A 22315-nucleotide genomic window follows, 5' to 3' on the forward strand; every position below is an offset into this window, starting at 1 on the left:
GCGAGCATGTTCACGGCGGCGTCAACCGCGTTCCCGCGCCTCGAGCGTCACGAAGATGTCACGATCAGCGCGGGCGCCTCCGGGGTCCGCGACCATCGACGGAGACCGCGGCGTCGAGGCGGCGCCGTCGGCGCCCGACCGCTGCGTCCCCGCCCCGCCCGATCGACCGTCGAGAGGAAACCCCATGGCAGCTCTTCGACCGCGCAGCGGCGCGGCGACCGATGCCGCGGTCCTCGACGCGATCCGCCGGGTCCCCGACACCACCCGCACCGCGCTCGCCGCGGAGCTCGGGGTGACCGCGGTGACGGTCACCAACTCCGTCAAGCGCCTGCTCGCCGAGGGGCTCGTGGTCGAGGTGGGCCGCGCCCGCTCCACCGGCGGCAAGCCGGCGAGCCTGCTGCGGGTCAACACCGCCTCCCGCTGGTCCCTGGGCTGCACCCTCGAGCTCGACCGGCTCTCCCTGGTCGCCATGAACATGGACGGGAGCCTCCGCTTCCGCGCCGTGATGCCCCTCGGCGCGAGCGCCGCCGCGGCCGAGGACGGCCGGCCGGCGGCCCCGGGCGCCGCCGAGGGCCCCGCCCTCGCCCTGGACGAGGCGGCGCTCCTCGAGCGCCTGCGCGACCTGCGCACCCGGATCGACGACGAGCGCGGGGGCTGCGCCGGCATCGGCATCGCCGACCTCCGCCAGGACGCCGCCGCCGCTGCGCACGTGCGCGACCTCCTCCAGCGCGAGCTGGACCTGCCCACGACCTTCGGCAGCCCGGCCCTGTGCGCGGGGCTGGGGAGCTACTGGGTGGGCGAGCAGGAGGAGTCGGCCTGCCTCACCGTGCACCTCGGGCCCAGCATCGGCGCGGTCGTGCTCTCCGCGGGAGGGCCGATCCTGCCCGAGATCCCCGGCTCGAGCTCTCTGGACCACGTCATCGTCGACCCCGAGGGGCCGCCGTGCCCCTGCGGGGGCCGCGGCTGCCTGCACCAGACGTCCTCGAACGCGGCCGACATCCGCCGGGCCGTCCAGGACGGGCTCGGCGAGGAGCTGGGCCTGGACCCGGACGGCACCCGCGTCATCACCGACCACGCCCGGCTCACCGAGGCTGCGGCCCACGGCCACGCGGGCGCGACGCGCATCGTCCTGGACAGCGCCCGGACGATCGCGCTGGTCATCGGCAACATCATCGGCCCGCTCGGGGTGCGCAGCGTGGTGCTGAGCGGGACCAGCATCTCCATGGCCCCGAAGCTGTACCGCGACGCCGTCACCGCCTCGCTGCGCGAGCGCGCCGGGGCCCTGGGCGCGGACGTGCACGTGGCCGTCTCGACCGTGCAGCCCCACCCCTGCTCCGTGGGGGCCGCCGCCCTCGCCCTCACCACCGCCCTGCGGCCCTGATCCCGCCCCTCCCGGGCCGGTGCCGGCCGCAGCGGCGCCGGAGGGGCGGGCGCGCGCGGGATCAGAGGCGCTCACGCAGCCAGCGGATCTGGAGATCGTGCTGGACCGCCGCGCCGCCCTCGTGGTTGTTGTAGGGGTAGACCTCGATCTGCGTGGACGGCGCCTCCGGCGAACCCTCCGGCAGGGTGCCCGCGTAGTGGTTGCGGGCGGCGAAGATCGTCGACGGCGGGCAGGTCATGTCCCGCAGCGCCGCCGAGAAGAGGGCATCGGCCCGGGCCCGCCGCACCAGGTGCACCGCATCGAGGTAGCCGAGGGTGCGCTCGACGGCGGCCTCGCGGTCCCGGTTCACCGCGAGGTAGCGGACGATCTCCTGGTACGGGTCGCAGTCGGTGATGTCGATGGCCCGGCGGATCTGGCACAGGAAGGGCACGTTCGCCATCACCGCGGAGACGTCCGGCACCAGCGACCCGGCGACGAGCGCGAGGCCGCCGCCCTGGCTGTTGCCGGTCACCGCGACGCGGCCGTCGGCGCCGGGCAGGGCGCGGGCGGCATCCACGGCGCGGGCCGCATCGGTCATCAGACGGCCCAGGTACGCGGTCTCCGGGTCGTCGATGCCGCGGGTCATCGACCCCGGGGCGGCCGGCCCCGAGCCCACCGGGTCCGGGGTGGCGCCGCCCGAGCCCCAGCCGGAGCCCTGGCCGCGGGTGTCCATCACCAGGTGCCCGTAGCCGGCCGCCGGCCAGGCGAGATGCTCCAGCGGGAGGCTGCGGCCGCCGCCGTAGCCGATGTACTCCACGACCACCGGCAGGTCGCCCGGGACGCCGGCCGGCCGCAGGTACCAGGCACGGATCGGGTCGCCGTCGTGCCCGGCGAAGGTGACGTCCCAGGTGTCCACCAGCGTCAGGCCGGTCTCGACAGGCGTGACCTGGATGAGCGGCGCGTGGGCGCGGGCGCGGGAGAGCTTCCCGGCCCAGAAGTCGTCGAGGTCGGCGGGTTCGTCGAGCTCGGGACGGTAGGTGCGCAGCTGGGCGAGGGGCAGGTCGAACAGGGCCATGGGGAGCGTCCTCCGGGACGGGGTCGAGGGGGAGGGGAGACGGTCGGGATCCGGCGGGGCGCCGGGGATCAGGCGTCGGGCAGCAGGCGGGCGGGGGCGCCGGGGGCCACGGACACGACGGCGACCTCGCCCGGGGCGATGACCAGGCCCGATGCCGCCGTTTCCCCGGAGACGAGGTCGGTGCCCTCCGCCTGGACGCGCACCGGCGCGGAGCCGTGGTGCAGCAGGAACAGATGGTCGGCCTCCGCGCCGCGGCGGCGCACGGCCTCCAGGCCCGCCCCGGCGGCGCCCGGGAGCGTCGGGGCGATGCCGAGCTCGGCGGCGAGGCCGGCCAGCAGGGCGTCCCGCGACTCCTGGACCAGATCCGCCGAGACGTACACCGCGCGCCCGTCCCCGCGGCGGGCCGCGGTGATCGCGGGGGAGCCGTCGAGCTCGGGATGGGTGTATGTCGCCAGCACCTCGGCGTCGGTCGCCGTGAGCAGCTCCGTCCACTCCTGCACCGCGGTGCCGTCCGAGAGCGTGAGCATCTGCCCGGGCTCCAGCGGCAGGACCTCCTCGCCGCGGACGCCCAGGAGGTCCCGGAGCATCCCGGGGTGGCCGCCCGGGACCACGCGCAGGTTCTCGTCGGAGATCCCGGTCATCGGCCCGACCAGCAGGGTCCCGCCGCCGCGGACGTAGTCCTCGAGCCATGCGGCCTGCTGCGGCGTCATCGGCGCCAGCGTGGGGACCACGAGCAGCCGGTAGCCGCGCGCATCGGCCCCCGGGGCGAGGAAGTCGGTGGCGATCCCCGCCCGCCAGAAGGACCGGTGCGTCCCGCGCAGCTGCGCGGAGTACGTCATCGCGTCGCTGGGCAGGTGCGGGGTCTCCAGCGCCCACCAGCCGTCGGCGTGCCAGACGATGCCGACCTGCGCGGGGACCATCGGCCCGGAGGCCGGCGGGGCGAGGGCCGGGGCGATCCGCTCGAGGATCCCGCCCAGGTGCTCGACCGCGGCGAAGGCCCGGGTCTCCCCGCCGGCGTGGGGGACCAGCGCCCCGTGCCACTGCTCGGAGCCGCCGGCGGAGGCCCGCCACTGGAAGAACAGCGAGGCCTGGGAGCCGCGGGCGATGTATCCCAGGGAGTTGCGGATCATCCGCGAGGCCGGCTTGGCGTAGGTGCGATCGCCCACGCGGATGCCGGTCGGGTTCTGCTCCATGAGCACCCACGGACCGCCGGACCACGAGCGGGCGAGGTCCGAGCCGTAGGCGACGTGCGCCTCCGCATCGGGCCCGGTCGTGTCGAGGTAGTGGTCCAGGGACACGACGTCCTGCTCGCCCGCCCAGGACCACTGCTCCAGGTGGTTCCAGGTGGGGAGCATGAAGTTCGTGGTCACGGGCGCAGTCGAGCCCGCCCGCCGGATCTCCTCGCGCTGCTCGACGAGCGCCGCGAGCATCTCGTCGCTGCTGAAGCGGCGGAAGTCGATCAGCTGGGCCGGGTTGTGCAGGTACTGGGTGGCGCGCGGCGGCTCGATCTCCTCGAAGGAGCTGTAGCCCTGCGACCAGAACGCCGTCCACCATGCCGCGTTCAGCGCCTCGAGCGAGCCGTACCGCTCCTGCAGCCAGGACCGGAACGCCCGGGCGGCGTGCGGGCCGTGGTCCAGGGTGCCGTACTCGTTGTGCAGGTGCCATCCGCGCAGGCCGGGGTGCTCGCCGTAGCGCTCGCCGAGCATGCGGGCGATGGCCCGGCTCGCGGCGCGGTAGGCGGGGGCGCTCACGGCGTAGGTGTCGCGCGAGCCGTGGGTCAGGCGCACCCCGTCGGGGCGCACGGGCAGCGCATCGGGGTGGGCGCGGGAGAACCACGGCGGCGGGGAGGCCGTCGGGGTGGCCAGGAAGAAGCCGATGCCGGCGTCGGTGAGCAGGTCGATCACCGCGTCCAGCCAGGCGGTCTCGTAGCGTCCCTCGGCCGGCTCGAGGCTCGCCCAGGAGAACACGCCCAGGGTCACCGTGTTCACGCGGGCGCGGCGCATGAGCGCCACGTCCTCCTGCCAGGTGGCCGGGTCCCACTGCTCAGGGCTCCAGTCGCCGCCGAACAGGAACGCCGGCGGGACGTAGGGCTCCCGGGCCCGGCGACCGACCTCGGGCCCCGACCCCTGCGCCGCGCTCATCCGCGCACCTGCGCGAGGACCTCGGAGCCCGCCCGGGCGAACAGGCCCAGCGAGTGCACGTCGTAGCGGCGCCGCAGGAAGGTGCCGGTGGCGGTCTCGACCTCCTCGCCGTCCAGCAGGTGCACCCAGCGTCCGGCCGGGAGGTACACGTCGACCTCGCCGGAGGGCTGGAGGACGGGGGCGACGAGGATGTCCGAGCCCAGCATGTACTGCATGTCCAGGGTGCGGGCGGCGGGGTCCTCGGGGAACTGCAGGGCCATCGACCGCATGGCGGGGTGCCCCGTGCGGGCGGTGTTCTCGGCGGTGGCCAGCAGGTAGGGCATCAGGGTCTGCTTGAGCCGCGTGAACTCGCGCATGACCTCGACGGCCTCCTCGTCGAACAGCCACGGCACCCGGTACGAGTTCGACCCGTGCAGGCGCGAGTGGGTGGACAGCAGGCCGAAGGCGATCCAGCGCTTGAACACCGTCGGGTCGGGGGTGCCCTCGAAGCCGCCGATGTCATGGCTCCAGAAGCCGAAGCCGGAGCTGGTCAGCGAGAGCCCGCCGCGCAGGGACTGGGCCATCGCCTCGTAGGTCGACTCGCAGTCGCCGCCCCAGTGGATGGGGAACCGCTGACCGCCGGCGGTGGCGGAGCGGGCGAACAGCACCGCCTCCCCCTCGCCGCGGCGCCGCTCGAGCAGCTCGAAGACGGCCTGGTTGTAGCGCTGGGTGTAGAAGTTGTGCTCGCGCAGCGGGTCCGAGCCGTCGGCCCAGACGATGCCCTCGTGGGGGATCCGCTCGCCGAAGTCCGTCTTGAAGGCGTCCACGCCGTCGTCGAGGAGGGCCTCGAGCTTGCCGGTGAACCAGGCGGTGGCCTCCTTGCTGGTGAAGTCGACCAGGCCCATGCCGGCCTGCCACAGGTCGCTCTGCCAGACGTCGCCGTCGACGGTGCGCACCAGGTGGCCCTGCTCCGCGCCCTCGGCGAACAGGTGGGAGCGCTGGGCGATGTACGGGTTGATCCACACGCACACCTTCAGCCCGCGCTCGTGGAGCTTGGCGATCAGCCCGCGGGGGTCCGGGAAGGTCGCCGGGTCCCACACGAAGTCGGACCAGTGGAAGCCGCGCATCCAGAAGCAGTCGAAGTGGAACACCGACAGCGGGATGCCCCGCTCGGCCATGCCGTCGACGAAGGACAGCACGGTGTCCTCGTCGTACTCGGTGGTGAAGGACGTGGACAGCCACAGGCCGAAGGACCATTCCGGCAGCTGCGGGGGCCGGCCGGAGCGGGCGGTGTAGCGGTCCAGGACCTCCAGCGGCGCGCCGCCGCCGTAGACCTCGTAGCGCAGCCGCTCCCCGGGGACGGAGAACTGGGTGGCGGTGACGTTCTCGGACCCCACCTCGAAGGAGACGGGGCCCGCATCGTCGACCAGCACGCCGTAGCCGCGGGAGGAGAGGTAGAAGGGGATGTTCTTGTAGGCCTGCTCGGAGCTGGTGCCGCCGTCGGCGTTCCAGATGTCCACGCTCTGGCCGTTCTTCACGAAGGCGCCGAAGCGCTCGCCGAGGCCGTAGATGCTCTCGCCCACGCCGAGGGAGAGCTGCTCGAGGACGTAGGGCCCCTCGCCCTCGACCTGCGCGTAGCCGACGGAGCGGGCCGTGGAGCTGGTGAGCACGTCGCCGTCCCACAGGTAGTCCACGTGCCACGGCCCGTGCAGCGCCACGCGCGCGGCCAGGCGCCCCGAGGTGAAGGTGACGGTCTCGCCCTCGCCCTCGCCCGCCCGCTCGATGACGGGGGCCGTGGCCTCGGCGGCGAGGTCGAAGCGGGGCAGGGACTGCCGGGCGCCCGCGAAGTGCTCGATCTCCACGGCGATCACATCGGCCCGCGGGGCGGTGAAGGTGACCGTGATGACGGGCTTGTTCAGGGTGTCGCCGCGCGAGGTGATGCGGGTGACCGGCGCGAAGACGCGCAGGGAGTCCTCGCGCACCTCGATGTCGTGGACCTCGGCGGGGCGCTGCAGCGTGACGCCGTCGCGGACCAGCCAGTAGCCGTCGGTGAATTTCATGGGGGTCTCCAGATCGTGGGGCGCGGGTCAGGCCTGGGCGGCCGGCGGGGCGGCGCAGCGCAGGGCGGTCAGGGCGAGGGGGCCGGACAGGCGCACGAGCACCCGTCCGGTGGGGCGCGTCCCGTCCGCGGGGACGCGGTGGGGCAGCGGGAGGGCGGGGGCCGATGCGGGGTCGGGGGCGTCGGGGTCCACGAGCTCCGCCCGGCCGGCGGGGGTCTCCCCGTCCAGCGCGCGGACCTCGAGCCCGTCGATCCGGGTGCCCGCGGCGAGCACGAAGGCGGCGGTGCCGGGGGCGGCGCCGAGCGGCCGGATCTCGGTGCCCTCGAGCAGGGAGGCGGCCGCCCGGACGGCGCCGCAGGTCCGCTCCGCCCGATGGGCGGGGATGCGCAGCTCATCGGCCGATGCGGCCTCGGCGGGCAGGGCGTGCGCGGCGAGGACCGCCGCGGGGACGGAGACCTCGGCCTCGGCCTCGGCCACGCTCGAGGAGCGCGCGACACGCACCCGCACCGGCCCGTCGGGCAGCTCCCAGGCGTCGCGGTCGCTCGCCCACAGCGCCAGGCGGGCGTAGGGGACGGACACCTGCGCGGTGACGGAGCCGTCGGCGGGCACCTCGAGGGCCGTGAAGCCGACCAGGCGGGTCGCGGGCACCGCGTGCTCGCGGCGGGAGAAGGCCGATGCCGGCGCATCGACGTACACCTGGACCACCTCGCGCAGCGGGCCGGCGGTCGCGCGCTCGGCCGGTGCGCTCAGGTCGACGGAGACCGTCAGCCCGTCCTCGCCGGCGTCGATGCGGGCGTCGTGCCAGCGCACGGCGTCCACGGCGAGGCCGTGGCCGAAGGGGAACCGGGCCGACTGTCCGTACTGGTAGGTCGAGCCGGCGCGGATCACGTCGTAGTCCAGCAGCGGCGGCAGCGGCGAGGAGTCCGGCCAGGCCTGGGCGAGGCGGCCCGAGAAGTCCCGGGCGCCGGTGAGCAGGTCGGCGATCGCCTCGCCCTCGGCCTCCCCGGCGTGGGAGGACCACACCACCGCGCCGACCCGCTCCTCGAGGCCCTCGAGGTCGTAGGGGTAGGAGGAGGTGATCACCAGGACGGTCGCGATCTCGGGCGGGAGGGCCGCGAGGCGCTCGGCGGCCGCACGGTCCGGGGCGGGCAGCCGCACGTGCGGGCGGTCCTCGGTCTCGCGGCCGTGGACGTGCGGGTCGTTGCCGAGGACCAGCACCACGGCGCGGGCCGCCTGGGCGGTCCCCGTGCCGAGGGCGGCGTCGACCTCCTCGGCGGCGGTGCGGTGCACCTGCACGGCGAGCACGGCGCCGGAGGCGGGCGCGGCCGTGCGCAGGACGAGCGCCCCGGTGTGGTGCTCCACGCCCAGGAAGCGGCCGGTGCCCACGTGCTGCAGCTGCCAGCTGCCGTCCGGTCCGACCACCCGGCGCAGGGTCTCCTGGGCGATCCAGCCGCCGATGCGCTCGCCGCGCGCGGCGAGCCGGCCGCGGTCGTCCGGCGCCAGCAGCAGGCCGGTGGTGACCTCGCGCAGCGCCACGACGTCCTCGCCCAGGTCGATCACCGCGAAGCGCGCGGGCGCCGCGGCCGCGGCGGGACCATCGGCCCCCGGGTTCCGCAGCCGCAGCGAGGAGTCCGCGGCCAGGCGCACCGCGGCGTCCTCCGGCGCGAGGTCGAGGGCCGGGACCCCGGGGTGCGCGCCGGTCGAGCGCACGTGCAGGGAGACCAGGTCCAGTCCGCGCGCCGTGCGCACGGGCCCGTCATGGCGTGCCGAGAGCGCCTGCGCGATGGAGGTGACCTCGCAGAACTCCCCGCTGTACCAGTCGCGCAGGACGCTGTGGGCCTGCTCGCCGAGGACGGCCAGGGGTCCGGCCGGCAGCGGCAGCGCGGACTCGTCGCGCCGGGACAGCAGCACGGCCGACCGCACCGCGACCTCGCGGGAGAGCTCCCGGCGCGCGGCGCGGGAGGGCACGGCGGGGGACGGGGCCGCGGAGCCCGCCTCGGCCGATCCGGCGGACGAGGCATCGGCGGGGCTGCCGGGCTCGATCCGGTCGTCGAACTCCCCGGTGCGCGCCCGGGCGAGGAGCTGTCGCACCAGCGCCCGCTCGACGTGCGCGTCCTCGATCAGCCCCTGCTCGAGCGCCGCGGTGATCGCCTCGACGCTCTCGCGCGGATCGGTGTCGTTGTCGGTGAAGGAGTCCACGCCCGCGCGCAGCATGGCGGCGTAGGCCGCGGCGGCATCGGCCGTGACCTTTTGGGAGCGGAACAGGTTTCCCGGCGCCCCCGCATCGGAGACCACGAACAGCAGGTCGGGATCGGGCAGGTGCGCGCGCAGCTGCGTCTCCAGCAGGTCGGTGAGATGCGCGGGCCGGCCGTCGACGAGGTTGTAGGACAGCATCACGGAGGCGGCCAGCCCCCGCGCCACCGGCTCGACGAAGCCGGGCAGCTCGATCTCGTGCAGGACGCGGTCGGGCATCTCGGAGCTGGTGGCGGCGCGATCGGTCTCGTTCGAGTACGCCAGGAAGTGCTTGAGGGTGGGCAGCGTCTGCCAGGTCTCGCCGCGACCGCGCAGGCCGCTGCTGAAGCCGCAGGCCAGCACCGCGTTCAGGAGCGGGTCCTCGGTGTAGGCCTCCTCGGTGCGCCCCCACAGCGGGTGGCGCAGCAGGTTGACCACGGGCGCCCACACGCTGAGGGAGACGGCCGGGTCCTCCGCGTGCATCTCCCGGACCTCGAGGGCGACGGTCGCGCCGGCCTGCTCCAGCAGCTCCGGGTCCCAGCTCGCGGCCATCCCCACGGGCTGGGGGAACTGGGTGGCCTTCCCCTTCCAGGCGACGCCGTGCACGCCCTCGGTGCCGGTGACGAAGGGGCCGATGCCGAGGCGCTCCACGCCCGGGGCGTACTGGTGCAGCTGGGCGATCCTCTCCTCGCGGGTCATGCGGGCCACGGCGTCGCGCGCCCAGGCCAGTCGGCGGGCGTCGGCCGCCGGGATCCGCGCGAGGCGGTCGGGACGCAGGTCGCTGGACGTCATGGATCCTTCTTCGGGTCGGGTCGGGTCGGGTCGGGTCGGGTCGGGACGGTGCAGGTCGGGACGATGCAGGTCGGGACGGTGCGGGGGCAGGGGCCGGGACGGCGGTGCGGACGGGCCCGGGACGGCCCGGCTCCGGGCGGCGGCGCGGATCGGGGCGGTGCGGCGATGCGGGGCCCGGGCCCGCGCCTGGCCGGGCAGGCAGTGCGGAGACCATATCGAATCGCTTCGACACATGTCCAGGGGGTCGACGGCCTGCGGACGGGGCGGGCGTGTCAGACTTCCCCGATGAACAGCTCGCGGATCGACCCCGGCGGCAGGGCCGTGCAGGGCCTGACCACCTTCCTCTCCTTCGTGGTGCTCAACCTCCTGTTCCTCCTGGCCTGCCTGCCGGTGATCACCCTCGGCGCCGCCGGCAGCGCGCTGCTGGAGGTGACCCTGCGCTACGCCGACGAGGAGCGAGGCTATCTCGTCAAGGACTTCGTCCTCGCCCTCGGGCGCAACGCGCTGCGCGCCACCGCGGTGCACCTGCTGCTGTCGATCCCGATGCTGCTGCTGGCCTTCGCCGCCGCCTTCTGGCTGATGCTGGACTCGCCCCTGTCGCTGATGGCGGCCGCCGTCGCCGGGCTCGGCGCGGCATACCTGCTCGCCGCCCTGATCCACGGCCTCGCCCTGGTGGCGGCCTTCGACGCCGGGATCGGGCGGACCGTCCGCAACGCCCTGCTGCTGCCCGGGGCCGAGCCGCTGCGGACCATGGGCCTGGTGCTGATCCCGGTCACCGGGCTCGCGCTGGTGGTGATCATGCCGGTGCTCGGCTGGATCCTCGTGACCATCGGCTGCTCCTTCGGCGCCTACCTGATGGCGCTGCTGCTGCGCCCCGTGCACTCCCGGCACGCCGGCGGGGCCTGAGCGCCCCGACCCCGCTCCGGCGTCGCCGCCCGGCGCCGGGTGCCTCTGCGCGGGGACGGGCGACCCGGCGGCGTCGCGACGGCGCGCCCGCAGCATCGTGACCCCTTCGTGACCTGGCCTCCCGGAACCGCGCCCTGCCTGCGGTCCTGCGCCGACGGGCGGCGCCGCGGCCGGCGTCCGCGGGGATCTCGCGCCCGCTGGTGTCGAAGCGCTTCGGAGAAATTCTTGACGCGCACCCCGCCGCTGATTAGTGTTCGGGGCTAACAAACTGGCGTGCCGCGAGGAGCCCCCGGCCGCCGTTGCTTCGACACGACGGAGTGCGCAGTGGCAGAGACGGAACCCGGCGCCCGCACGGGCGCGATGACGAGAGGCTGGGCGACGTGGTTGCTCCCATGAACACCGAGGCGGCGACCGCCGCGAAGGCGCCGGATCGGCGCGATGACGGCTCCCGGGGGCGGGGCCGGCTCCCCAGCCAGCGACGCGAGGGGTTCGTGCTGTTCCTGAGCATCGTGCCGCTGCTGGTGCTGGTGTTCCTGTTCAGCTACTTCCCGCTGTACGGCTGGATCTACTCGCTGTTCGACTACCGCCCCGCCCGCGGCCTGTCCGGCTCCGAGTTCGTCGGGCTGCAGTGGTTCACGATGCTCGTCAGCTCGCCGACGCAGGTCGACCAGATCGTCCAGGTCATGCTGAACACGCTGGCCATGAGCTTCCTCGGCATCGCCGCCTCGGTGCTGCCGCTGGCCTTCGCGGTCTTCCTCAACGAGATCCGGGCGACCTGGTTCAAGAACCTCATCCAGACGCTCACGACCCTCCCGAACTTCATCTCCTGGGTCCTGGTGTACATGATCGCGTTCTCGATGTTCTCGACGACGGGCATGGTCAACGGCCTGCTGGAGAGCATCGGCCTCATCTCCGAGCCCCTCAAGTTCCTCGACAGCGACGAGCACGTCTGGCTGAAGATGGCGCTGTGGGGCGTGTGGAAGACGCTCGGCTGGGGCGCGATCCTGTATCTCGCCGCGATCGCGGGCATCGACCAGTCGCTCTACGAATCCGCGAAGGTCGACGGCGCCGGGCGCTTCTCGACGATGTGGCACATCACCGTCCCCCAGCTGATGCCCACCTACTTCGTCCTGCTCATGCTGGCGATCGCCAACATCCTGAACAACGGGATGGAGCAGTACTACGTGTTCCAGAACGCCTTCAACAAGGACACGATCCAGGTCCTGGACCTGTACGTCTACAACATCGGCATGACCGGTAACAACCTGTCCCTCGCGACCGCGATCTCGATGCTCAAGAGCGTCATCTCCGTCGTCCTGCTGCTGTCGGTGAACGCCCTGTCCAAGCGCGTGCGCGGCACCTCGCTCATCTGAGGAACCCTGATGACCTCCACCACCGCCCCGAAGACCGTCCTCGCCCCGCGCCGGCGCAGCCGCCAGCGCGAGAAGGGCGATGTCCCCTTCAGCATCCTCAACGCCCTCGTGTTCGCCCTGCTGGCGTTCGTCTGCGGCTACCCGTTCTACTACCTGATCATCAACTCGATCAGCGCGAACGACGTCTCCGCCCTCGGGGACATCCGCTGGCTGCCGCAGGGGATCCACCTGGACAACTACCGCCAGGTCTTCGAGCTGCAGGGCCTGCCCACGGCCGCCGCCGTCTCCATCGGCCGCACCGTGATCGGGACCGCGGCCACCGTGCTCGCCTCGGCCTACCTCGGATTCATGTTCACCCAGGCGAAGCTGTGGAAGCGCGCCCTGTGGTACCGCCTGGTGATCATCACGATGTACTTCAACGCCGGCCTCATCCCGGTCTTCATCATCATGAAGACGCTGGGGCTGACCAACAGCTTCTGGGTGTACATCCTCCCGCTGGTCGTGCAGCCCTTCAACATCATCCTCGTGAAGACCTACGTCGAGGCGATGCCGGAGGAGCTGCAGGAGGCGGCGGAGATGGACGGCGCGAGCATCTTCCAGGTGTTCTTCCGGATCGCGCTGCCCAACATGACGCCGATCCTCGCGACCATCGCGATCTTCTCCGCCGTGACCCAGTGGAACAGCTTCCAGGACACCCTGATCTACATCACCGACCAGAGCCTGTACACCCTGCAGTTCCTGCTCTACATGTACATCAACCAGGCCGATTCCCTCGCCCAGGCCGCGCAGCAGTCCGGCGGCAACATGGGCGCCATCGCCTCCGCGGCGACCCAGCAGACGGCCACCTCGATCCGCACCACCGTCGCCGTGGTCGTGGTGATGCCGATCCTCTTCGTCTACCCGCTGTTCCAGCGCTACTTCGTCAAGGGCATCATGCTCGGCGCCGTCAAGGGCTGATCCCCGCCCCGTCCCGCTCGACCCGCGCACCACCAGATCACTCTCAAGGAGGAGACATGCTCTCTGACGTCCGCCGCCGCTCCCTGCTCACGGGAGGCGCCGTCCTCACCCTGTCCGGACTGGGCCTGAGCGCTTGCTCCGGCTCGAACTCCGGGCCGGGCGACGGTCCCGCCGAGCCCTTCCCGACCGCCTGGGACGACGCGCTCACCGCCGACGTCTTCGACGGCCTCGCCAACCAGATGGGCGAGCAGCCCGGCTGGTTCGGCAAGCTCGTCACCGACCGCTTCAACCTCACCCTCAACGTCATCGCCCCCAACGTCGCCGGCGGCGGGGACACCCTGTACAACACCCGCGTCTCCGCCGGGGACCTGGGCGACATCGTCCTGACCGACCAGGGGCAGAAGCTCACCGAGCTCGTCGAGGGCGGGCTGCTCATGGACATCTCCTCCTGGTACGAGCACATGGAGAGCTCCGCGCGCTTCGACGCGGCGGTGCAGAAGGTCAACGAGGGCCTGGACGGCATCTACGCCATCCCCACCCAGGTCTCGACCCTGAAGCCCTCCGAGCCGAGCGAGGGCATCGACCCGACCTTCGGCCCCTTCGTGCGCTGGGACGTCTACGGCAAGGTCGGCTACCCAGAGATCGGCACCCTCGAGGACCTGCTGCCCGTCCTCAAGCAGATGCAGGACGCCGAGCCCACCGCCGCCAACGGCAAGCGGACCTACGCCCTGTCGCTCTTCGCGGACTGGGACGGCAACTACATGAACAACGCCAAGCAGCCCTGCTGCTACTACGGCTACGACGAGGTCGGCTTCGTCCTGGCCAAGGCCGACGGCTCCGACTTCCAGTCGATCCTGGACCCCGGCTCGCTGTACGTGCGCGTGCTGAAGTGGTTCTTCGAGGCCAACCAGCTGGGCATCCTCGACCCCGAGTCGACCACCCAGAACTACGACACCCTGTTCTCCAAGATGCAGGCCGGCCAGGTGCTGTTCTCGTTCTGGCCCTGGCAGGGCCAGGCCGCCTTCAACACCGAGGCCAACATGGCCGAGGGCAAGGGCTTCATGATCGCGCCGCTGGCCGACCAGAAGATCTTCTCCTACGGCGCCTCGGTGTACGGCGGCAAGCAGGTCTTCGGCGTCGGCTCGAACGCGGAGGACCCGGCGCGCGGCGCCGCGTTCATCGACTGGCTGTACTCCTCCGAGGGCGTCTACGCGAACTCCAGCCAGACCATGGGCGCCGCCGGGCCGCAGGGCCTGACCTGGGAGCTGAACGCCGACGGCAAGCCCGAGCTGACCGACTTCGGCCGCCAGGTGCTGCTGGGCGAGGGCGGGAACGTGCCCGAGGAGTGGGGCGGCGGCAGCTACATCGACGGCACCTCCTGGCTGAACGTCACCACGGTCATCGGCAACGACGAGGACCCCGAGACCGGCTTCCCCTTCAACTACAAGATGTGGGAGACCTACCAGGCCACCGCCGCGAACCCCCTCACCGAGGACTGGGCCGGCCGCATGGGCGGCCACGCGACCACCATGGAGTACCTGCAGGCCAACGACATGCTGGCCGTGGGCGCCGGGGCGAGCTACGTGGCGCCGGAGGATTCCTCGGAGATCTCCACGATCCGCAACCAGGTCAAGGCCGTGATCGTCGAGAGCTCCTGGAAGATGGCCTTCGCCAAGGACCAGGCCGAGTTCGACGCCCTCCTGGCGGAGATGCAGTCCACCGCCGACGGCCTCGGCTACCAGCAGGTCCTCGAGGTCGACATGGCCAACGCCAAGGACCAGGACGCCCTGCGCAAGGAGGTCGTCGCCGAGTTCGGCTGATCCGGCGCCGACTCCGGCGTGCACGCACGGCGGTCCAGCGTCCGCGGACCAGGCGATCGCCTGGCTCGCGGCTCCTGGGCCGCCGTTCGTGCTCGCGCGCGACGCCGCGCACCGCCTGCCGGCCGGTGCGGGGGACCTCAGGCGCGGGTGGTGTCGCGCGGGGTGAAGGTGGGGCTGAGCAGGCGGGAGTGGGGCGGGGCGGCCGGGCCGCTGAGCATCTCCAGCAGCATCGCCAGCGCGGTGCGGCCGATGGAGCTGATCGGCAGCTCGACGTTCGAGACGTCCCAGGGGCCGCTCACGGCGACGTCCTCCGGGGAGATCGCGACGATCTGCACGTCCTCGGGGCAGGCGACGCCCTGGGCGGCGAAGGCCCGGCCCAGGTGGGCGAGGGCGGGCTCCTGGTGCACGAAGAGGGCGTCGAAGCGCTGCTCCTGCACGAGCTGCTCGCGCACGAAGGCGCCGAGGGACTCGGCGTCGGAGGGGACCTCGACGATGGTCGGTGCGATGCCGAGCTCGGTGCAGGCCATCGTGTATCCCAGGCGGGAGCGCCGGGCGTAGGTGGGGGAGGGGCGGTGCGTCGCGGCGGGGGAGGTGAGCATGCCGATGCGGCGGGAGCCGCGGGCGTGCAGCTCGCGCACGGCGAGCATCGCCCCGGAGAGGAAGTCGAAGTCCACGCAGGCCAGCCCCCCGGACTCCTGCGGGTACCCGATGAGCACCACCGGCCGCGGCAGCGCCGCGAGGGAGGGGATGCGCGGGTCGTCCTCGACGAGGTCCATGACGATCAGGGCGTCGACCTTGCCCTCGTCCATCACCCGGCGGGTGCGCTCGTGGTCCTCGGCGGCGACCAGCAGGAGGTCGTAGTCCTGCTCGTGGGAGGCGGTGAGGATGGAGCTGACGAACTCCATGATCACGTGGGCGTCGACGTCCTCGCGCTGGGGCACGGCGACCCCGAGCAGGGAGGTGCGCTGCGAGGCCAGGGCCCGCGCGCTCGCGGTCGGGTGGTACTGCAGGCGGTCGATGGCCGACTGGATGCGCTCCCGGGTCGCGGGGGAGATCGGGCGCTTCCCGCTGAGGGCATAGCTGACCGTGCTCAGGGAGACGCCCGCCTCGCGGGCGATGTCGGTCATGGTTGCCATGCTGCGTGTCCTGTCTCGGACGCGGCCGATGCGGCGCGCCGTCGGTGATCCTGGCCGCCCGGGTGCCGGGCGACAGGTCCATTGTGGACCATGCAGGCGAAGCGTTTCGACGAAATTCTGGGAACGTGGCAGGGAGTCCGCTCCGGCCACCTCGGAGGGCCCATCGGTCGGGCCGCCCCGGAGGGCCCATCGGCCGGGCCGATGGCCGGGCCGATGGCCGGGCCGCCCCGGAGGGAGCATCGGCCGGGGCCGATGCTCCCTCCGCGGGTCTCAGGCCGTCGCCGCGGTGCGGAGATCCTGCAGCGGCACGGCCTCGGGACGCTCGACCGTGCTGGCGATCTCGATCCGCGCGCCGCTGACCGAGGAGGCGAGCACGGCGTTCATGACCTCGAGCGCGTGCTGTCCCAGCCTCCCGCTCGCGCGCAGGTCGGAGCCGCGCACGGCCATGTCCTGCAGGCCGATGCCGCGGCCGGCCTCCACGTAGCCGGCGCTGACGGGGACGTCCGTCCAGCCTTCGCCGCCCAGGCTGTGCAGCGACACCTCCCCCTCGAAGCGGTTGGGGTCCGGCACGGCGAGGGAGCCCTCGGTGCCGTGCACCTCGATGGGCCGGGCGGAGGTGGCGACCGCGTCGAAGCTCATGACCAGCGTCGACAGCGCGCCGGAGGCGTGGACCAGCACCCCGGTGATGTGGGTGTCGATCGAGACGGGGATCCGCTGCCCGGCGCGCGGGCCGGAGCCGATCTCGCGCTCGTCGCGGGAGCGGCTGCCGGCGCCGATCACCGCGGAGACCGGGCCCAGCAGCGTGACCAGGGCATGGATGTAGTACGGGCCCATGTCCAGCAGCGGGCCGCCGCCCGGGGTGTAGTAGAAGTCCGGGTTCGGGTGCCAGCGCTCGTGGCCGGGGGTGAGCATGGTGGCGGTCGCCGCGACGGGGGTGCCGATCCTCCCGGCGTCGATCACCGCCCGGGCGGTCTGCGTGCCGGTGCCCAGCACGGTGTCCGGGGCGCTGCCCACGAGCACGCCCCGCTGCTCGGCGGCCGCGAGGACCGCTGCGCCATCGGCCGTGTCCACGGCGAAGGGCTTCTCGGAGTAGACGTTCTTGCCGGCGGCGATGGCCCGCAGGTCGATCTCCGCGTGGGCGGCGGGGATGGTGAGGTTCAGGACGGTGTCCACGGCCTCGTCGACCAGCAGCTCGTCGACGGTGAGGGCGCGCACGCCCTCGTGCTCCGCGGCGACGGCGCGGGCGCGCTCCGGGTCGAGGTCCGCGACCGCGACCAGCTCGACATCGGGCAGGAGGGGGAAGGAGGCGAGGTACTGGGCGGCGATGTTGCCGCAGCCGATCATGCCGATGCGCATGGGCGAGGTTCTCCTGGGATCGAAGGGGTGGTCAGCGGGCTGCCCAGAGCATGCCGCGCTCGATGATGGTGCGGACGTTGGGGTCCTCGAGGACCTCGACGCGGTGGCCGGGGGTCGACACGAAGATCCTGCCCCGGCCCCACTGGCGCGTCCAGATCGCCGGGGAGGTGACGGGGCGGTTCCACGGATCCCACTCGCGCACCTTCTGGGTGGTGGTGGCCAGGACGTCGATGTAGTCGTCCGAGAGCACCCAGTACTGCTCGGTGACCAGGTCGAAGTCGCTGATGCCCCGGGTGATCGGGTGCTCCGCCGCCGCGGGCAGCATGTTCACCGTGTAGGGGACGTAGTTGTCGGACTGCTCGCCGGTGCGCTCGTCGGGATGCTTGCCGGGGTGGCAGCCGAACTGGCCGCCGATCAGGGTGAGGTAGTCGGACTCGTTGCGGTAGCTGTCGGCGATGCCGCCGTGCCAGCCGGCCATGCCGGTGCCGGCCTCGATCGCCGCGCGCAGCCCCTCGAACTGGGGGCGCTCGATGGTGTTCATCGTGTTGCACTGGACGATGAGGTCGACCGTGGCCATGTACTCCGCGTCGGCGTAGATCGCGGGGGACTCCTCGATCCGGACGGTGAACCCGTTCTCCTCCAGGAAGGGGATGAACAGGTTCGTCGCCTCGACGGGCTGGTGCCCGTCCCAGCCTCCGCGGACGACGAGGGCGGTGCGGGGGTCGGTCATCGGGTGCCTCCTGCGGCATCGGTGGGGTTCGGGGACGCGGCCTCGGGGGCCGGTGCGGGCAGCGACGTCCAGCGGCTCGCGTCGTGGGAGCTCTGCTCGACGGCGGCCAGCACGCGCTGGACCTGCAGCGCCTCCTCGAAGGAGGGGGAGGGGTCGCTGCCCTCGCCGATGGCGCGGACGAGGTCGGCGATCTCGTGGGTGAAGGTGTGCTCGTAGCCGAGGCCGTGGCCGGTGGGCCACCAGGCCGCGGCGTAGGGGTGCTCGGGCTCCGTGGTCAGGACGCGGGAGAAGCCCTGGCGCCCGGCGCCGGCCGTCGCGTCGTAGACCTCCAGCTCGTTCATCCGCTCGAAGTCGAAGGCGATCGCGCCCTTCGCGCCGTGGATCTCCAGGCGCATGGCGTTCTTGCGGCCCTGGGCGACGCGGGTCGCCTCGAACGCGCCGAGCGCCCCGCCCTCGAAGCGGGCGGTGAACAGGGCGAGGTCGTCGACGGTGACCTGCTGGCGCTCCCCGCTCGCATCGCCCTTGCCGCCCAGGCCCTGCATGTCCCCGGCGGCGGGACGGGTCGGCACGACCGTCTGCAGGGTGCCGGAGACCGCGGTGATGTCGGTGCCGGTGATCCACTGCGCGAGGTCGATGACGTGCGCACCGATGTCGCCGAGGGCCCCGGAGCCGGCCTTGTCCTTCTGCAGGCGCCAGGTCATGGGCGCATCGGCGTCGGAGAGCCAGTCCTGCAGGTACTGGGCCCGCACCTGGCGGATCTCGCCGACGGCGCCCTCCTGGACGAGCTGGCGGGCATAGGCGAGCGCGGGGGTGCGGCGGTAGGAGAAGCCGCAGATCGATCGGACGCCCCGGGCGCGGGCCTCGGCGGCGGCCGCGGCCAGCTCCTCGCACTCCTCGACGGAGTTCGCCAGCGGCTTCTCGCACAGCACGTGCTTGCCGGCGCGCAGCGCCGCGAGGGCGATCTCGTGGTGGGTGTCGCCGGGGGTGCACACGTCCACCACGTCGATCTCGGGATCCTCGACCACATCCTGCCACCGCGTGGTGGTCTGCGCGAAGCCGTAGCGATCGGCGGCCTGGGCGAGGGCCTCGGGGCTGCGCCCGGCGAGGGTGCGCAGCTCGGGGGTGCGCGGCAGGTCGAAGAAGCGGTGGGCGGTGCGCCAGGCATGGGAATGGGCGGCGCCCATGAAGCCGTAGCCGATCATGCCCACCCGCAGCGGGGCGGGGGCGGTCTCGGCGGGATGCGGGGAGGTCACGAAGTCTCTCCTCCTTCTGCGCGGCGCGATGCGCGGCGCGGGTCGGGGTGGGGTCGCGTCACTTGCCGGCGCCGGCGGTCATGCCGCTGACCAGGTAGCGGCGGCCGAAGGCGTACAGGACGAGGATCGGGATCGAGGACAGGACGACGGCGGCCATGACGACGGGCACGTTGGTCGCGTACTCGCCCTGGAAGGACCACAGTGCCAGGGGAAGGGTCCTCTTGTCAGGACTCTGCGTCAGGATCAGCGGGAACAGGAAGCCGTTCCACGACATGAGCGCCTGGTAGACGGCGACGGTCACGAGCGCCGGCTGGGTCATCGGCAGCGCGAGGCGCCACATCTTCTGCCATTCCGTGCAGCCGTCGATGGACATGGCCTCGAACAGCTCGTTGGGCACGTCGCGCAGCGAGTTGGCGATGATGAGGATGCTCAGCGGCAGGCCGAAGGCGATGCCGGGCAGCATCAGCGCGGCCAGCGAGTCGTACATGCGCATCTGGATGATGAGCAGGTAGATCGGCACGATGGTGGCCTGCACGGGGATCGCCAGGCCCAGCAGGAAGATGCTGCGCACCGGGGCGAAGACCCGCCGCGCCCCGCGCACGATCGCGTAGGAGGCCATGAAGGCCATGAGCACCAGCGGCACCACGGTCCCCAGCGCCACCAGGACGCTGTTGAGGAGGTACATGCCGAAGTCGGCCTCGAGCACCGCGGTGAAGTTCTCGACGGCCACCGGCAGCGAGGGCAGCACCGGGTTGGAGCCGAAGTAGGTGGAGATCGACTTGAAGGCGGTGATCCCCACGAAGTAGATGGGCAGGAGCACGACCAGCAGCCACAGCCAGCCGAAGGTGCCTCCGATCCAGTTGCGCTTCATGCTCAGGCTCCTTCCATCTGGCTCGCGGAGGCGTCCTTGCCGCCCAGGCTCTGCACGCCGAGCGCGAGGCCCAGGCCGATCACCACGAGCATGACGGCGAGGCAGCTGGCCACGCCCATCTCGTTGCCGCGGAAGCCGGTGAGGTACATGTCCAGGGGGAGGATGCGGGTGGCCACGCCCGGCCCGCCCTGGGTGAGGACGAAGATGATGTCGAAGTACGTCAGCGCACCGACCACCATCAGCGTCGAGCTGGTGATCATCGTGAACTTCAGCTGCGGCAGGGTGATCGAGAGGAAGCGCCGCGCGCGGGAGGCGCCGTCGATCTGCGCCGCCTCGTACATGCTCGCCGGGATCTGCCGCACCGCGCCCTGGTAGATGAGGGTGTGGAAGGGGATGAACTGCCAGGCGATGATGAACAGCAGCACCACCCACACCAGGCGGGCGTCGCCCAGCCAGTTCTGCGCGAGCCAGGCGATGTTCAGCCCGCTGGCCAGGCCGAAGTTCGGGTCCAGCAGGGACTTGAAGGTGATCGCGATCGCGGCGGAGCTCAGCAGCAGCGGCAGGAAGTACAGGATCGCGAGGACGTTGCGGTAGCGCTGCGCCCCGGCGAGGAAGGTCCCCAGCAGGATGCTCAGCGGGGTCTGCAGCAGCCACGTCGCGGCGATCATGAGCATCACCAGCCACAGGCCGTGCCACGTCGAGGAGCGGGTCAGCGCCTCCTTCCAGCTGGTCAGCCCGGTGAACTCGATCGTCCCGATCCCGTTCCAGGTGGTGAAGGACAGCACCACCACGCCGATCAGCGGCAGCAGCGCGAAGACGGTGAAGAACAGCAGCGCGGGCGCCGCGAACAGCAGGTGGGACAGCTGGACGGGCTCGGGCGCGCCGGCAGGCCGCCGGCCCGGGCGCTGTGCCCGGGCCGGGGCCGATGCGGGGGAGGCGGTCGTCATGCTCAGGCCGCCGTCCCGTTCATCGTCTCCGCGAATTGCTCGGGGGTGACCTGGCCCAGGAACAGCTGCTCGATGGTGACCAGGAGCGTCTCGGCCACGGTGGGCTGCAGGGCCTGGTCCCAGGACTGCGTGAAGGCGGGCGCATCCTGCAGGGAGGTGTAGACCCACTGCAGGTACTCGGCGTCCTCGCTCGCGGCGAGGGCGTCGTCCTGGCCGGTCACGACCGGGACGGCCCCGGACTCGACGATGGCCTTGGTGACGTCCTCGGTCATGTAGCCGTCCAGGAAGTAGGTCTTCGCGACCTCCTTCGCCTCGTCCGTGGCGGAGGAGGAGATCGAGAGGTAGTTGCAGGGGTTGCCGACGAGGTTGCTCAGCTCGCCCTTGCCGCCCTCGATGGTGGGGAAGGCGGAGAAGCCCAGACGGCCGCTCTGGACGAAGTCGCCGCCGCTGGCCTTCATGGAGCCGAACGTCCAGCCGCCGTGGAGCATGAGTGCGGCCTTGTCCGACCACAGCAGGGCCTGGTCGGTGTTGGAGTCCGCGGCCATCGACTCGAAGCCGTCGGCGAAGGCCTTGGCCTCGAGCAGCTCCTGGACCCGCTCGCCCATCGTGATGACCGCGGGGTCCAGCCAGGCGTCGGGCTCGCCGGCCGCGATGCGGGCGAAGACCTCCGGACCGCCGACGCGGTCCAGCAGGTACTCCAGCCACATCATCGAGGTCCAGCGGGACTGGCCGGCCAGGGAGATCGGGGCCACGCCCGCGGACTTCGCCTTCTCCACCACGTCCAGCAGCTCGTCCCAGGTCGCGGGGGCCGCGCCGCCGATGTCCTCGAGGACCTTCGTGTTGTGGAACAGGATGATCGGCTGCGTGGAGCCGAGCGGGACGGCGTAGACCTTCTCGTCCACCGTCGCCGCGCCCCACACCGACTCCACGAAGCGGTCGCGGAAGGCGGCGTTCTCCCCGAGCCACCCGGTGAGGTCGTCGACCTGGGACTCCTCGGCGTAGGTGCGCAGACCGCCGCCGCCCCAGCCGTAGATGATCGTCGGGGCCTCGCCCGCGCCGATGGCCGTGCGGATCTTCTGCTTGTACGCGTCGTTCTGGAAGAACGTGATCTCGACCGTGCCCTCGCCCTCGGCGTTGAAGGCCTCGACCGCGTCGCCGTAGATGCCTTCGTTGGGCTGGCCGGAAAGGGCCCAGAAAGTTGCGGTGTCCCCGCCGCCGCCTCCGGCGCCCGGTCCGGCGGTGCCGCAGCCGGCCAGGGCGATCGCGGAGGCGCCGGCCGAGAGGCCGAGCAGGGAACGTCGCGAGAGGTTCGGGGTGTGCATGGTGT

Annotated in this window: 16 protein-coding genes; 5 read left to right on the top strand and 11 right to left on the bottom strand. The window is 72.5% G+C overall.

From position 1 onward, the window contains the following. The first annotated feature begins 184 nt into the window (after positions 1-184). Positions 185-1381, top strand: a complete 1197-nt coding sequence (locus ABD234_RS12250) for an ROK family transcriptional regulator (RefSeq protein WP_344356553.1) — start codon at positions 185-187, stop codon at positions 1379-1381. A gap of 61 nt (positions 1382-1442) precedes the next feature. Here ABD234_RS12250 and ABD234_RS12255 read toward each other — a convergent pair whose 3' ends face one another. The 4 genes from ABD234_RS12255 to ABD234_RS12270 form a co-directional block, all read right to left on the bottom strand. Then, entirely contained in the window at positions 1443-2435 is a 993-nt protein-coding gene (locus tag ABD234_RS12255; RefSeq protein ID WP_344356556.1) for an acetylxylan esterase, read from the bottom strand. Positions 2436-2503: 68 nt separating this feature from the next. Next, complete coding sequence (locus tag ABD234_RS12260; protein ID WP_084148606.1) at positions 2504-4576, bottom strand: beta-galactosidase; 2073 nt, start codon at positions 4574-4576, stop codon at positions 2504-2506. Continuing rightward, positions 4573-6615, bottom strand: a complete 2043-nt coding sequence (yicI, locus tag ABD234_RS12265) for an alpha-xylosidase (protein ID WP_038373873.1) — start codon at positions 6613-6615, stop codon at positions 4573-4575. Before yicI ends, ABD234_RS12260 begins: the two co-directional genes overlap by 4 nt. Positions 6616-6642: 27 nt before the next feature. Beyond that, positions 6643-9639: a glycoside hydrolase family 3 protein gene (locus ABD234_RS12270; protein WP_051487053.1), complete on the bottom strand. Its 2997-nt coding sequence runs from the start codon at positions 9637-9639 to the stop codon at positions 6643-6645. Positions 9640-9924: 285 nt separating this feature from the next. On the opposite strand from ABD234_RS12270, the gene ABD234_RS12275 reads away from it, so the two are divergent. From ABD234_RS12275 to ABD234_RS12290, 4 genes are all read left to right on the top strand, one after another. Further along, complete coding sequence (locus ABD234_RS12275) at positions 9925-10545, top strand: DUF624 domain-containing protein (protein ID WP_038373872.1); 621 nt, start codon at positions 9925-9927, stop codon at positions 10543-10545. 380 nt (positions 10546-10925) lie between these two features. Further along, positions 10926-11918, top strand: coding sequence for an ABC transporter permease (locus tag ABD234_RS12280; RefSeq protein WP_344356563.1), 993 nt, complete (start codon positions 10926-10928; stop codon positions 11916-11918). A gap of 9 nt (positions 11919-11927) precedes the next feature. Next, entirely contained in the window at positions 11928-12875 is a 948-nt protein-coding gene (locus ABD234_RS12285; protein ID WP_038373871.1) for a carbohydrate ABC transporter permease, read from the top strand. A gap of 56 nt (positions 12876-12931) precedes the next feature. Then, positions 12932-14695, top strand: coding sequence for a type 2 periplasmic-binding domain-containing protein (locus ABD234_RS12290; RefSeq protein ID WP_038373869.1), 1764 nt, complete (start codon positions 12932-12934; stop codon positions 14693-14695). 137 nt (positions 14696-14832) lie between these two features. On the opposite strand, the gene ABD234_RS12295 is transcribed toward ABD234_RS12290, so the two are convergent. The 7 genes from ABD234_RS12295 to ABD234_RS12325 form a co-directional block, all read right to left on the bottom strand. Then, entirely contained in the window at positions 14833-15831 is a 999-nt protein-coding gene (locus tag ABD234_RS12295; RefSeq protein WP_344356569.1) for a LacI family DNA-binding transcriptional regulator, read from the bottom strand. Between the two features lie 270 nt (positions 15832-16101). After that, the gene (locus ABD234_RS12300; RefSeq protein ID WP_038373867.1) at positions 16102-17187 is read right to left on the bottom strand and encodes a Gfo/Idh/MocA family protein; all 1086 of its coding nucleotides are present in this window, start codon (positions 17185-17187) and stop codon (positions 16102-16104) included. 31 nt (positions 17188-17218) lie between these two features. After that, entirely contained in the window at positions 17219-17917 is a 699-nt protein-coding gene (locus tag ABD234_RS12305) for a ThuA domain-containing protein (protein ID WP_038373865.1), read from the bottom strand. After that, entirely contained in the window at positions 17914-19119 is a 1206-nt protein-coding gene (locus ABD234_RS12310) for a Gfo/Idh/MocA family protein (protein WP_051487063.1), read from the bottom strand. The genes ABD234_RS12305 and ABD234_RS12310 overlap by 4 nt, the downstream gene beginning before the upstream one ends. A gap of 109 nt (positions 19120-19228) precedes the next feature. Beyond that, positions 19229-20041, bottom strand: coding sequence for a carbohydrate ABC transporter permease (locus ABD234_RS12315; protein WP_038373864.1), 813 nt, complete (start codon positions 20039-20041; stop codon positions 19229-19231). 2 nt (positions 20042-20043) lie between these two features. Further along, a complete protein-coding gene (locus ABD234_RS12320) occupies positions 20044-20988 on the bottom strand; it encodes a carbohydrate ABC transporter permease (protein ID WP_084148604.1) in 945 nt (314 codons plus the stop codon). A 2-nt stretch (positions 20989-20990) separates the two neighbouring features. Next, a complete protein-coding gene (locus ABD234_RS12325) occupies positions 20991-22310 on the bottom strand; it encodes an extracellular solute-binding protein (protein WP_038373863.1) in 1320 nt (439 codons plus the stop codon). Between the last annotated feature and the right edge of the window lie 5 nt (positions 22311-22315).

It is taken from the genome of Brachybacterium phenoliresistens (assembly GCF_039530785.1).
Lineage (GTDB): Bacteria > Actinomycetota > Actinomycetes > Actinomycetales > Dermabacteraceae > Brachybacterium > Brachybacterium phenoliresistens.